The following is an 11,995-nucleotide window of genomic DNA, read 5'->3' on the forward strand; positions in this document are numbered from 1 at the left end:
TCGAGAAGGACCTGTGGCCGGCGCGCGCCAAGGACTACGCGGCGATGACCACCGCCGAGCGGGCCGAGTATGCCGACGACCTGCTCGCCAACACCAAGACGCTGTATGACAAGACCCGCACGGTGAGCTTCACCGCCGACCAGATCGCCAACGGCGCTAGGGGCCTGCTGGACGAGGTCGCCACGGGCAAGGTGACCGGCGAGGAGGAGTACTGGTCGCGGACCGACCTGTGGGACTTCCAGGCCAACATCGACGGCGCCCGCGTCGCCTTCGAGGGACTGAAGCCCCTGCTGGAGAAGAAGAACCCGCAGCTCTCGGCCCAGATCGCGGAGAAGTTCGCCGCGCTACAGGCTCTGCTCGACAAGACCAAGCAGGGCGACGGGTTCGTGTCCTACGACCAGCTCAGCCAGGACCAGGTCAAGCAGCTGTCCGACGCCGTCAACGCGCTCAGCGAGCCGCTGTCCCAGCTGGCCGCAGCCGTCGTCTGAGGAGATGGTGACGTCCCGTGAGTCCTGAGCCCGTCGACCAACTCAGAGCGCGAAGCGACGCTGCGCCGGTCGAGGAGCGCTCCCCGCAGCCCCGAGTCTCCCGGCGTGGGCTGCTCGGGGCGGCGGCCGGAGCCGGCGTGGTCGGCATCGGGATCGGCGCCGGTGCGGTCGAGCTGGCCGACCGGAACGCCGAGAACACCGCTGCCCAGCCGGCGCCGGCCTCCACGTCGTACCCGTTCTACGGCGAGCACCAGGCCGGCATCGTCACGCCGGCCCAGGATCGGCTGCACTTCGCGGCGTTCGACCTGACCACCGAGTCCCGGGACGAGCTGATCGGCCTGCTCCAGGACTGGACGGCCGCCGCCGCGCGGATGACTCAAGGCCAGGGCGCCGGTCCGCTCGGCCCGACCTCGGGGTCCTACGACGCACCGCCCGACGACACCGGCGAGGCGATCGGCCTGCCGCCGTCCCGGCTGACCCTGACCTTCGGCTTCGGGCCGACGCTGTTCCGCAAGGATGGCAAGGACCGCTTCGGGCTGGCCGATCGGCAACCGGACTCGCTCCGCCGGCTGCCGCACTTCCCGCAGGACAACCTGGACGCGGCCAAGTCCGACGGAGATCTGTGCATCCAGGCCTGCGCCGACGACCCGCAGGTGGCCGTGCACGCGATCCGGAACCTGGCCCGGATCGCGTTCGGCCGGGCTGCCGTGCGCTGGTCGCAGCTCGGCTTCGGGCGCACGTCCTCGACCTCGACGGCGCAGGTCACGCCGCGGAACCTGTTCGGCTTCAAGGACGGCACCGCCAACCTCAAGGCGGAGGAGCCGGCCCTGGTCGACCAGCACGTCTGGGTGGGCGCCGGGGACCCGAGGGGGGCTTGGCTCGCCGGCGGCTCGTATCTGGTCGCCCGCCGGATCAACATGACGATCGAGATCTGGGACCGACAGCCGCTCGGGGAGCAGGAGACCGTGATCGGCCGGACCAAGGCCGAAGGGGCGCCGCTGTCCGGCGGCACCGAGTTCAGCCCGCTGAACTTCACGCTGGCCGGGAGTGACGGCGAGCCGCTGATCGCCACCGACTCCCACGTCGCCATGGTCCACCCCGACAACAACGGTGGGGTCCAGATGCTGCGCCGGGGATACAACTTCGTCGACGGCAGCACCGGGCTCGGCCGGCTCGACGCGGGGCTGTTCTTCATCGCCTATGTCTGCGACCCGGTCACCCACTTCACCCCGATCCAGACCAAGATCGGCCGCGCGGACCGGCTCAGCGAGTACATCCAGCACACCGGGTCGGCCCTGTTTGCCGTGCCGCCAGGGGTGAAACAGGGCGAGTACGTCGGCCAGGCCCTCTTCGCCTGAACATTGGAGTAGATCCTCGGTGGTGTACCCGAACGATCTACTCCACTGTCCGCGCGCAGGCTGGGCACAGCTCTGCGACACCGGTCCAGCCACGGCGGCGAAGCACCACGGCGACCTCTGCCGCCACCAGGCACGGCCGCTCCACCACATCCACCCAGCCGTATCTCAGCGTCGTTTCGCCCGCGCGGGTCGATCGGTTGTCGCGCCGCATGTCCTTGAACCATCCCTCGTCATCGTGTCCGACCCGACCGTCCAGCTCGACCACCGTGGCGTACTCGTCGTACAGCACATCCCGCACCGATCCCTGGGAGCGGTGCTGGCGGCGACCACCCGGGAGGCCGTGAGCGCGCTCCACGTCGGTGAGGTAGCGGTGCTCGAGCGGGCTCTGCACACCCTCGACCACATCGGCGAGCACGCCGTGGATCAACCGGCGCTGGCTGTGTCGGGGTCGCTCGGCCAGGCGCGCCGCCAGTCGCTGTGGAGTGGTTCGTCTGCGTTGGACTGCGCGTGCGGTGAGCGCGATGACGCGCTCGCGATCCGGATGATCGCACAGATCCAGAACGACGTCTTCGACATCGAGGCGGGGTGGTGCGCCGCGAGGAGGACGACGAACGCACGCTCGCGTTTGCACGAACTGCCAGCTGCCCCGGGGGGCACGCCTCGTGCCATGCGGGACAAGGACCGTGATGACCTCCGGCGGGTGGTCCTGCAGGCCGTGCAGATGAGCGGCCGCCTCGGCGCCGAGCACGGCATGCTCCCCGCCCAGCAGCACCCCGCCCCAGGCCAGCGCGGCCCACGGCTCCGGCCCGGACTCGCAGTAGTAGAGGCCCGAGCCGAGTCGGCGCCACCGGCCATCTCGGACGACGCGAGCCAACGACTCGTCGCCGAACCCGTGCGCCGCGGCCTGGACCCGCGAGACGACCCCTGCCTGAGCAGCCGCCAAGGCAAGCAGCGACCTGCTCGGATCGATTCGTTCGTTCACACCGGCAATCTCCGGATCCGTCCGGAAACGTGCCGGCTCGAGCCGAAATCTGTGGACGACGTCGAACAGTGATCCCGGTTGTGGATAACGGCAGCCACCGATCGGAGCAGATCGTCGGGGTTACTACCCGAGGGATCTACTCCGATCCGGCGATCACGGTGGTCACGATCCGGGTCAGGGAGGGGCGCCGCGGGGCGGAGCCGAAGCCGAAGGTGACGGGCGGGTCGACAGGGCCGAGGCGGCCCAGATCGGTGCCACGCCAGCGGCCCTCGGCCGAGACCAGCCGGTGGAGGTCGGACGCACCGTAGAACTCCTGCCGGCCGCCACCCGCGGAGCCCCGGGTCCGCACGCCGGGCAGCACGCGCCGGGCGACCGGGTCCAGCAGGGACGCCCAGCGGGGCGAGCCGACCAGGCGCCGCGGTTGCAGCCGGAGCAGTACGCCCAGCGCGGCCCGCCGTCCGATACTGATCCGGAGCGACAGCCCAGGAGCCTCGATCCTCAGGGCACGCTGCGCACCGCGAACCGAGGTCTGTTCCGAGACCGTGACCGGCCCGACCACCACCTCGTCGAACCGGTACGTCCCCGCCACGAAGTCCGCCACGTCGGGACTCGGCGCCATCAGGATCCGGCGGCCGGCCGGTTCCTCCAGCATCACGTCGGCGAACGACCCGAGCGGGGAGTCGAACCACCGGCCGACCACGATCCGCGGGCCGGCGCTGGTGCCGAGCCCGGCGATCTGCCCGTCGAAGCGCCACACCGCGGCACCGGGGGACGCGGCGCCCGGATCGGCCTCAGGCGTCACGAATTGCCGGCGAGCCGGTCCGTTCCACCGGCGTCGGCACCGGTCGCTTGGCCGTGATCCCGAGCCCGTGCGGGATGCCGCGGATCCCCCGGCCGAGCCAGGGCGCCAGGTAGTGCACCACCCAGTCGAAGTCGCTGACCAGGCTCGTCGCCGGACCGAGCTGGACCAGCTCCCCCTCCGGCTCGGCCTCCCAGGACTCGTCGAAGCCCGGCAGTCCGAGCCGCCACGCCAGCGCCGCCGCGACCTTCTCGTGGCCGAGCTGGTTGCCGTGCAGCCGGTCCTCGAACCACAACCGCGGATCCTCCGCGATCGGATGGTGCTCGAAGTCCACCACCAGCGCGCCGTAGCGGTCCGCGACCGAGCGGATGATGTCGTTCAACTTGAACAGCTTGTCCTTCAGCCGCTTGCCGAACGGGTTGTACGCGGACGGGTCCGGCACGGTGAACGTCAGCACGGTGATGCCGGCATCCGTCGCCTCGGAGAACATCGCCTCGTAGTCCGCCCGGATGCCGGCCAGGTCGTGTGCCGGCACCAGCACGTCGTTCACCCCGCCGAAGATGGTCATCAGGTCGGGCTTCAGCGCGAGCGCGTCGTCGAACTGGGTGTTGCGGATCTCGTTGAGCCGGAGCCCGCGGACGGCGAGATTGGCGTATTCCAGGACCTCGTCCTGGGTATTCGCGATGTGTTCGGCCAGCCGGTCGGCCCAGCCGCGATAGCTGCCGTCGGGGTACTTGTCCTCCAGCCCTTCGGTGCTGGAGTCGCCGATCGCGACATAGCGCCGAAACGGCTGGCGGGCGGACGAACTCACGTCTCGATTGTCACCCACGACCGAAGGCCGGAGGGCTCACCGGGGGCGAACTATCATCCCGAGAGGGGTGTATGAGGGGGTAGGAAATGACCGACCTCGGGCACGACGCCGTGTTCGTCGAGGATGCCGCCGCCCTCCGACCCCGGCTCCAGCTCTGCGCCCGGGTGCTGTATCCGGGGCTCGACGAGGGCTTCGCCCAGGCCGACCGCGCGGTCGACCAGGCCCTGGCCAGGACGTACGCCCTCGGTCCGGACGCCGATCGGACGGTCGCCGCGTTCCGGGCGCTGCTGCATCCCAGCTGGGGGCGTACGCGGCAGCGGCGCGCGGCCGGCGACCGGGTCCAGCTACGGGATGTCGCCGCCGCTGGCACCGGCGACCTCGCCGACGACCTGGCGGCGCTGGGTCCGACCGCGCAGGCGGTGGTGGTGCTGGCCCTGCTCGGCCGGCTCGACCAGGCCACCATCGGGCGGGTGATCGCGACCTCCCCGGACCGGGCCGGGTCGCTGTTCGACGACGCGCTCGAGCACCTCGGCCGGACCGACCCCGATCGAGGGGACCCGGCCTCGCTGACCCGCCAGCTCGCCCGGCTGGCAGGACGCGTCGATCCCGCCGCGACCGCGAACGCCGGCATCGGAGACCTGGCGCGCGGCCGCCGGCTCGCCCGGGGCGTACGTCGGCGGCGGGCCCTCGCGGGCATCGCGGCGGCCACGGTGGTGGCGCTGCTCGCCGGCGCGCTGGTCCGCACCACCACGCCGAGCGAGGTCGCCCAGGCGCCGACGCCGTCGGCCACCCCGACCCGCTCGATGAGCAGCGGGCAGAATCCGTGGCCGTCCAGCCGCTGCACCCGGACCCAGCTCGACTGCCGGACGGTCACCCTGAACCGCTGGCGCAGCCGGATGTCGCAGGTGATCGTCGAGCATCTCGATCGCCGGCGGAGCTATTTCTCGACCATGACCTGGGAGTTGCGGCCCGACGCGGCCAGCGACTCCTACTGGCGCGGCGACGGCGGCGCGCTGGCGACCGGGTTGAGCCGGGGCACCGGCGGCGGCACCGAGGTCTATCTGCAGATCGCGACCGACGAGGAGTTCGCCGACGGCTGCGGCGAGCGGATCGGCAAGCGCTGCCAGGTCTTCACCACGATGGACGGGAACAACTACCGGGTGGCCGGGACCAGCGTCCGCACCGGCGGGGTCGAGGTGCAGTACTACGCCGACGCCGACCTCATCATCACCGTCGTGGCCAGCAACACCAGCGAGGGCAAGACACTCGACGTGACGGCCGGCGACCTGATCGAGCTGGTCAACGACACCCGGCTGCAGTTGCCGCGGCGCTGAGCCGGGCGCGGCGGGTCAGGCGGCGAGCCGGTGGTCGTCGTCGTCGTGCTCGGCGCGCGACGAGGGCCGCGGGGAGAGCGGGGTCGGCGAGGCGGGAGGCTGGGACTCGCGGCGGTGCGGAAGCTCCAGCACGGTCGGAACGATCGCCAGCAGCCCGACGATCACCGCGCCGGCCACCGCCACCGCGACGATGATGAGCTGGCTGAGATCCATGAGACCAGCATGCCCGGTGGTTCTGACAATTCCAGAGCGAGCGACTGTGCATTGCCTGTGAGACACTCGGCGGTATCACCGTCGGCCGCCGGACCTCTTGGCTGCAGGCAGCATCGAGGGGCACGATGCATCAGATCAGCGACGCGAGGTGCAGCGCATGACCCATCGAAGTCCCCTCGTCACTCTCGGCGTGGTGGCAGCCTTCTTCGTCGCGCTCCTGGTCACGAACTTCGTCATCCACCCGGGCGGCGCCGAGACCACCGGCGCGCCGGCCGCGTCGGCCACGGTTGCGGCCGGTCCGGCACCCTCCTCGGCGGCACCCCCGTCGCCGGCAGCGACGCCGGAGACATCCGCCGCGGCGACGCCCCCGGGCCCGACCGACGACGATGCCTTTCCACACAAGGCCACCTACGCCGGCCGGACGGAGGGCCGCGAGTTCGCCGTCGCGATCGCCGTGCTCGGCGACCGGTCCGCGGCGTACGTCTGCGACGGCCGGTCCCGGGAGGCCTGGCTACGCGGGACCGTCGACGGCGACGAGGTCACGCTGACCTCGAAGAACGGCTACCGGATCAAGGCGGAGCTCGACGACGACGGCCGGCTCGAGGGCAGGCTCAGCCACGCGGGACGCCGGTGGGAGTTCGAGCTGAAGCAGGCGAAGCCGCCGGCCGGGATCTATCGAGCGAAGGGCTCCACGACCACGATCGGCTGGATCCGGTTGCCCGACGGGTCGCTGGTCGGCGTGGCCACCGACGCCCAGGGCTCGTCCGAGCCGGCTCCGGACCTGCCGGCCGACGGGAAGGTCGTCGTCGACGGCGAGCAGCTGGTCGGCGCACCGGTCGACGGCGACGCGGAACTCTAGGAGGCTTCGATGACCGCCACCACACCCGACCCGGCCGCGCCTCCGGCCCGGGCAGACCAGCCCGCTACCCGGCTCGGACCGGTTCTGGTCGCCATGGGCATAGGCGCCGCCGTCTCGATCGGCCTCGGCCTGTTCGGCCGGCTGCACGCACCGACCGGGATCGCGATCAACCTGGCCGGCTTCTCCAGCGGCCTCGCGGCGAAGACCTGGCTGACCACGGCGGCGTTCCTGTTCGCGATCGTCCAACTGGTCACCGGGATGGCCATCTTCGGCCGGATCCCGCTGCACGGCGCCTGGCTCGGTCCCGTGCACCGCTGGTCGGGCCGGATCGCGGTGCTGCTGGTGACCCCGGTCGCGGTGCACTGCCTGTATGCACTCGGGTTTCAGGACTTCAGCAGCCGGGCCCTGGTGCACTCGATCCTCGGTTGCCTGTTCTTCGGCGCGTTCGTCTGCAAGATGCTGGTGCTGACCAGGGACGACGCGCCCGGCTGGGTGCTGCCGGTACTCGGCGGCCTGGTCTTCTCCCTGCTCACCGCGCTGTTCGCCACCGCCGCGGTCTGGTTCTTCGTCTACCGCGGGTTCACGTTCTGAGAGGATCTCGAGCATGGACTCCACGCTCGGTGACACCAGGCTGAGCCGCCGCGGCGCGCTGATCGGCGGTGCCGCCTGCACGCTGGCGGCCTGCGGACTGGCCGGATGCGCCTCGTACGGCCCCGAGGCCGAGCCGTCGGGCGGGGCCCCGACCGGTGGGCTGACGGCGCCGACGGCCGAGATCCCCGTCGGCGGCGGCAAGATCTTCGACCAGCAGAAGGTCGTGGTCACCCAACCCGCCGCCGGCCAGTTCAAGGCGTTCAGCGCGATCTGTACGCATCAGGGCTGCACGGTCGGCACGGTCGCCACCACGATCGACTGTCCCTGCCACGGCAGCAAGTTCTCGATCACCGACGGCTCGGTGGTGAACGGCCCGGCGACCGCGCCACTACCCGCGCTGACGGCCAAGGTCCAGGGCTCCGACGTGGTCGTCAGCTGACGGCTCGGCTAGAGCTCCACCGGCCACGGCGGCTGCGCCGGTTCGGTGCCGGGGTCGGCCAGCACGCACTGCCAGAACCCGACGTCGTGCCAGCTGCCGAGCTTGAACCCGGCGTTGCGCAGCATCCCGACCGGGGTGAACCCGTGGCGCTCGTGCAGCCGCACGCTGGGCAGGTTGGGCAGGGCGATCACCGCAACCGCACTGACGAAGCCCTGCCGGCGCAACCGGCCGAGCAGGTTCGCATAGAGCGCGTCACCGACGCCGCGCTGCTGGGTGTCGGCGTCGACGTACACACTGGTCTCGACGGTCCACCGATATGCGGTGCGATAGTTCCAGGGCGCCGCGTAGGCGACGCCGACCACCCGCCCGCCGTCGACGGCGGCAAGCCAGGGATGGGTCTCGCCCAACCGCCGCCAGTCGGCGTGCCAGTCGTCGACCGTCTGCGGCTCGGTGCGGAAGTTGAACGCCGAGGTGGCGATGAAGTGATTGACGATCGCCCGGATCCTCGGCAGATCCGCCTCCTCGACCGGCCGGACCCGGAGCCAGTTCGCGCCCATCCCCACCCACCTGTCAGTCGCTGTGCACCATATCTGGTGTACAGCGTCTGGTGTACAGCGGCGGGCAACTCAGGCCGGCACCGGGGCTTCCTCCGCCTCGGCCCCGGTGTGCGAGCTGGGCAGCATGCCGATCGCCTTGCGATAGTCGTGCTTCTTGACGTTGTACGCGATCACACCGCCGAGCGCGGTCACCCCGACCATGATCAGCCCGAAGTACTGCAGCACCGGGTTGGTGCCCTCCGGGTCGTAGATCGCCTGTCGCGGCCAGACCAGGTTGATCGTCATGAAGATGCCCCACAACACCGCGAGCGCGTTGATCGGCAGGCCGAGCCGGCCCAGGCTGAACACGGGCTTGCCGTCCTCGTCCCGCTGCTCGCCGAGCGAGGTCGGCCAGCCCTTCAGCCGGCGATACAGCATCGGGGCGGTGACGCAGAGGTAGGCGATGTAGAGCAGCACGATGCAGGTGCTGGTCAGGGCGGTGAACACGCCGGCGTGGCCGAGGTTGATCAGCAGCATCGCCGCGGCGGCCACGCCGACCAGGACCGCGGCCTGGACGGTCGCACCGCGCCGGGACACCTTGCGCAGGTGGCGGGCGAACGGCAGCACCTCGTCGCGTGACATGGAATAGATCATCCGGGTGGTCGCGGTCTGGATCGCCAGCGTGCAGACGAAGGCGGAGATCACCACGATGCAGAGGAAGACCCGGCCCCAGACGTCACCGAGCCGAGCCGTGACGATGAAGGGCAGGCCGCCGGTGCCGATCTCCGGGCTGATCACCGGCGCGGCCATCAGCGCGCCGAGGATGATCAGCCCGCCGCCGATCCCGGACGCGATCAGGGCCCGCAGGATCGTCCGCGGCGCGGTCTTGCGCGGGTTGTGTGTCTCCTCCGACAACTCGCCGGCGGAGTCGAATCCGACCAGGACGTACGCGGCCATCAGCGACGCGGCCAGCAGCGCGCCGAACCCGCCTTCCAGACCCGAGGTGTTCAACACGATGCCCGGCCCGCGCTGGGCGTTGGAGAACAGCGCGATGATCAGCAAGGTCGCCCCGACCAGCTCCAGGGTGACCCCGACGGCGTTGACCACCGCCATCACCCGGACCGCCACCGAGTTGATCAAGGTGGTGATGATGAGCACGATCAGGCCGAGCACGATCGCGTTGGTGGCGCCGGTGACGCTGGTGAGCGACGGATCGCCACCGACGAGCTGGAAGCCGCTCCAGATCGCCGGAAGCACTGCCTGCATGGCGATCGCGGCGGCCGCCACCGTGACGATCTGAGCGATGATCATGGTCCAGCCGGAGAACCAGCCGACCACGTGGCCGCCGAGCCGGCGCGACCACTGATAGATCGCGCCGGAGATCGGATAGCGGCCGGCCAGCTCGGCGAAGCAGAGCGCCACCAGGATCTGCCCGGCGAAGACGGCCGGCCAGGTCCAGAAGAAGAACGGCCCGGCGAAGCTGTAGCCCAGCCCGAACAGCTGGAACACCGTGGTCAGGATCGAGACGAAGGAGAACCCGGCCGCGAACGAGGCGTACGTCCCGATCGAGCGGTGCAGTTCCTGCTGGTAGCCGAAGTCGCCGAGATCGTCGGCGGCGGAGGTGTCGTGGTCGACGATTCCGATGGTGGGCGCGGCGGCGGTCATGTGACTCCTTCGAGGTGAGGATCGGAGCCCCTGCGACGCGGTTGCGGGGCCCTGACGGCCTCCCGGGCTTTTGTCCCGCCGTGGAACAGGTGCCGACCGGCGTCACCTGCCTGCGACTCTCGGTCCAGGCCCACCCTCGCGGCCGGCTTCGGCCGTGAGCAGCGACGGAACCCTAGTCGCGCCCCGTCGCGCCTGACGGGTCGACGCCCATTCCAGCCGAGCGCGATTACACCGGCCGATGTGCTGTGTTAACGCGCCGGAACGAAAGCGACGGTGGTGTAACAGCTTGGTGTCGATCGCCTCACCCGAATCGAGCCCATACAACCCTTTCCCGGCACGTTCGCCGAGCGAGGTCATGTGGTGCAATGTGGCCACCAGCAGGTCGGTGTCACTTCAGCTCGTGAACGCGTGAAGGAGTCCAGGTCGTGACCAGTTCGGATCAGCCCCCCGCCGACGATCGGGCTTCGGCCGACGATCGAGATCGCCCGGACCGCGACGGTCACTGGGCCCAGCAGGCGGAGGCCCGGCTGCCGGACAGCCGGCATCGCGAGGAGATCGAGCGCGGACTCGCCTACGGCCTCGAGGCGGCCGACTCGATCACCGACCGGACCCTGCCGACCTTCGCCCGCGGCGAGATCCCCCACTTCGCGGGCGAGCGGGGCACGTTCATGAAGTGCCCGTACGTCGAGGACGTGCACGAGGTCGGAGACGCCGAGGTGGCGATCTTCGGGGCGCCGCTGGACGCGGGGACGACGTACCGGCCGGGGACCAGGTTCGGGCCGCAGGGCATCCGGCGGGCGACGAACCTGTTCGGGACGTACAACTTCGAGATGGGCGTCGACCTGCGCGAGCAGCTGAACATGGTCGACATCGGCGACATCTGCACCATCCCGGGAAATCTCGAGAAGTCGTTCGACCAGATCAGCAAGGCGATGAGCCACGTGGTCAGCAGCGGGGTGTTCCCGGTGGTGCTCGGCGGCGATCACTCGATCGGCTATCCGACCATCCGCGGGCTGGCGCCGCACATGGACGGCAACGTCGGGATCATCCACTTCGACCGGCACGTCGATACCCAGGAACTGGACCTCGACGAGCGGATGCACACCACGCCGTGGTTCCACGCCACCGACATCAAGAACGCGCCGCCGACCAACCTGGTGCAGATCGGCATCGGCGGCTGGCAGGCGCCGCGGGCCGGGGTGAAGGTCGGCCGGGCCCGCGGGACGACGATCATGACCGTCTCCGACGTGGAACGGGTCGGCATCGAGAAGATCGCCGAGACCGCGCTGGAACTGGCCTGGCAGGGCGCCAAAGCCGTCTATCTTTCCTTCGACATCGACGTGATCGACTCCGGCTTCGTGCCCGGCACCGGCTGGCCGGAGCCGGGCGGGCTGCTCCCCCGGGAGGCACTCGGCCTGGTCCGGCTGATCTCCGAGGGCGGGATCTCGGGGATGGAGGTGGTGGAGTGCTCGCCGCCGTACGACTGGGCGGAGCAGACATCGCTGATCTCGGCCCGGGTGATCCTCGACTCGCTGGCGAGCATGATCAAGGTCGGCAAGCTGGGCAAGAAGGCCTCCACCGCCCGAACCGACGCCTGGGGCCCCTACCCCGAGTAGCTCACCCGGACTTGTCAGCTTCTGAACGCGCTATAGCGTGCTGAGAGGCTGACAACTCGGCGAAGATGGGTGGCGTGCGAGACGGAGTACGGCGGCTGGTCGCGTTGGTCGCCCTGCTGCTGCTCGCCGCCTGCTCCGCCGCCGGCGCCGACCCGTGGCCCAGCGACACCGCGGCCCCGACGCTGGCCGCCGGCCGCTGGACAGAGCTGCCGGCCGCCCCGCTGTCGGCCCGGCACGACGCGGTCGCGGCCTGGGTCGGCGACCGGTTCGTCGTGCTCGGCGGTCGCGCCGACCAGCCCTGCTC

13 protein-coding genes, 1 pseudogene and 1 riboswitch are annotated in these 11,995 nt (G+C 70.6%); of the genes and pseudogenes, 7 read left to right on the forward strand and 7 right to left on the reverse strand.

The window, feature by feature from the left end:
• Positions 1 to 488 (forward strand): EfeM/EfeO family lipoprotein (locus tag ABD747_RS17215; RefSeq protein WP_344806817.1); only part of this gene is annotated, 488 nt, incomplete at its 5' end.
• A 17-nt stretch (positions 489 to 505) separates the two neighbouring features.
• Complete coding sequence (gene efeB, locus ABD747_RS17220) at positions 506 to 1,846, forward strand: iron uptake transporter deferrochelatase/peroxidase subunit (RefSeq protein WP_344806820.1); 1,341 nt, start codon at positions 506 to 508, stop codon at positions 1,844 to 1,846.
• Between the two features lie 37 nt (positions 1,847 to 1,883).
• Here the strand turns inward: efeB and ABD747_RS17225 are convergent, their stop codons facing one another.
• From ABD747_RS17225 to ABD747_RS17235, 4 genes and pseudogenes are all read right to left on the reverse strand, one after another.
• On the reverse strand, positions 1,884 to 2,594 hold the full coding sequence (locus tag ABD747_RS17225) for a type IV toxin-antitoxin system AbiEi family antitoxin (RefSeq protein WP_344806822.1): 711 nt from the start codon (positions 2,592 to 2,594) through the stop codon (positions 1,884 to 1,886).
• 84 nt (positions 2,595 to 2,678) lie between these two features.
• A pseudogene (locus tag ABD747_RS26750) lies at positions 2,679 to 2,828 on the reverse strand (type IV toxin-antitoxin system AbiEi family antitoxin domain-containing protein); the annotation flags it as partial.
• A 136-nt stretch (positions 2,829 to 2,964) separates the two neighbouring features.
• Positions 2,965 to 3,630: a hypothetical protein gene (locus tag ABD747_RS17230; RefSeq protein WP_344806824.1), complete on the reverse strand. Its 666-nt coding sequence runs from the start codon at positions 3,628 to 3,630 to the stop codon at positions 2,965 to 2,967.
• Positions 3,620 to 4,438 (reverse strand): SGNH/GDSL hydrolase family protein, encoded by an 819-nt coding sequence (locus ABD747_RS17235; protein WP_344806826.1) that lies wholly within the window; start codon positions 4,436 to 4,438, stop codon positions 3,620 to 3,622. Before ABD747_RS17235 ends, ABD747_RS17230 begins: the two co-directional genes overlap by 11 nt.
• An 86-nt stretch (positions 4,439 to 4,524) precedes the next feature.
• Here ABD747_RS17235 and ABD747_RS17240 point away from each other — a divergent pair, with 86 nt between their 5' ends.
• Entirely contained in the window at positions 4,525 to 5,772 is a 1,248-nt protein-coding gene (locus ABD747_RS17240; RefSeq protein WP_344806828.1) for a hypothetical protein, read from the forward strand.
• A gap of 15 nt (positions 5,773 to 5,787) precedes the next feature.
• Here the strand turns inward: ABD747_RS17240 and ABD747_RS17245 are convergent, their stop codons facing one another.
• The gene (locus ABD747_RS17245) at positions 5,788 to 5,985 is read right to left on the reverse strand and encodes a hypothetical protein (RefSeq protein ID WP_344806830.1); all 198 of its coding nucleotides are present in this window, start codon (positions 5,983 to 5,985) and stop codon (positions 5,788 to 5,790) included.
• A 157-nt stretch (positions 5,986 to 6,142) separates the two neighbouring features.
• On the opposite strand from ABD747_RS17245, the gene ABD747_RS17250 reads away from it, so the two are divergent.
• Genes ABD747_RS17250 through ABD747_RS17260 form a run of 3 tightly spaced genes read left to right on the forward strand, consistent with a single transcriptional unit; the run spans position 6,143 to position 7,874 of the window.
• The gene (locus ABD747_RS17250; RefSeq protein WP_344806832.1) at positions 6,143 to 6,844 is read left to right on the forward strand and encodes a hypothetical protein; all 702 of its coding nucleotides are present in this window, start codon (positions 6,143 to 6,145) and stop codon (positions 6,842 to 6,844) included.
• 9 nt (positions 6,845 to 6,853) lie between these two features.
• Positions 6,854 to 7,435, forward strand: coding sequence for a DUF6529 family protein (locus ABD747_RS17255; RefSeq protein WP_344806833.1), 582 nt, complete (start codon positions 6,854 to 6,856; stop codon positions 7,433 to 7,435).
• A gap of 13 nt (positions 7,436 to 7,448) precedes the next feature.
• Entirely contained in the window at positions 7,449 to 7,874 is a 426-nt protein-coding gene (locus ABD747_RS17260) for a Rieske (2Fe-2S) protein (RefSeq protein ID WP_344806835.1), read from the forward strand.
• An 8-nt stretch (positions 7,875 to 7,882) separates the two neighbouring features.
• Here the strand turns inward: ABD747_RS17260 and ABD747_RS17265 are convergent, their stop codons facing one another.
• Together ABD747_RS17265 and ABD747_RS17270 are read right to left on the reverse strand one after the other, a co-directional pair.
• Positions 7,883 to 8,431 carry a GNAT family N-acetyltransferase gene (locus ABD747_RS17265; RefSeq protein WP_344806838.1) on the reverse strand — a complete coding sequence of 183 codons (549 nt, stop codon included), beginning with the start codon at positions 8,429 to 8,431 and terminating at the stop codon, positions 7,883 to 7,885.
• 69 nt (positions 8,432 to 8,500) lie between these two features.
• Positions 8,501 to 10,075 (reverse strand): amino acid permease, encoded by a 1,575-nt coding sequence (locus tag ABD747_RS17270; protein WP_344806840.1) that lies wholly within the window; start codon positions 10,073 to 10,075, stop codon positions 8,501 to 8,503.
• A 57-nt stretch (positions 10,076 to 10,132) separates the two neighbouring features.
• Positions 10,133 to 10,262, reverse strand: a riboswitch (guanidine-I (ykkC/yxkD leader).
• 238 nt (positions 10,263 to 10,500) lie between these two features.
• Here ABD747_RS17270 and ABD747_RS17275 point away from each other — a divergent pair.
• A complete protein-coding gene (locus ABD747_RS17275; protein WP_344806842.1) occupies positions 10,501 to 11,691 on the forward strand; it encodes an agmatinase family protein in 1,191 nt (396 codons plus the stop codon).
• Positions 11,692 to 11,995: the final 304 nt, after the last annotated feature.

This window comes from Microlunatus ginsengisoli, from assembly GCF_039537205.1.
In the GTDB taxonomy this organism is placed as follows: Bacteria; Actinomycetota; Actinomycetes; order Propionibacteriales; family Propionibacteriaceae; genus Microlunatus; species Microlunatus ginsengisoli.

Excerpts from the sequence above, each read along its gene's own strand:
- ABD747_RS17250 (WP_344806832.1), top strand. The coding sequence starts at position 6,143 with ATGACCCATCGAAGTCCCCTCGTCACTCTCGGCGTGGTGGCAGCCTTC.
- ABD747_RS17240 (WP_344806828.1), top strand. The coding sequence starts at position 4,525 with ATGACCGACCTCGGGCACGACGCCGTGTTCGTCGAGGATGCCGCCGCC.
- ABD747_RS17255 (WP_344806833.1), top strand. The coding sequence starts at position 6,854 with ATGACCGCCACCACACCCGACCCGGCCGCGCCTCCGGCCCGGGCAGAC.
- ABD747_RS17260 (WP_344806835.1), top strand. The coding sequence starts at position 7,449 with ATGGACTCCACGCTCGGTGACACCAGGCTGAGCCGCCGCGGCGCGCTG.
- ABD747_RS17245 (WP_344806830.1), bottom strand. The coding sequence starts at position 5,985 with ATGGATCTCAGCCAGCTCATCATCGTCGCGGTGGCGGTGGCCGGCGCG.
- ABD747_RS17270 (WP_344806840.1), bottom strand. The coding sequence starts at position 10,075 with ATGACCGCCGCCGCGCCCACCATCGGAATCGTCGACCACGACACCTCC.
- ABD747_RS17265 (WP_344806838.1), bottom strand. The coding sequence starts at position 8,431 with ATGGGCGCGAACTGGCTCCGGGTCCGGCCGGTCGAGGAGGCGGATCTG.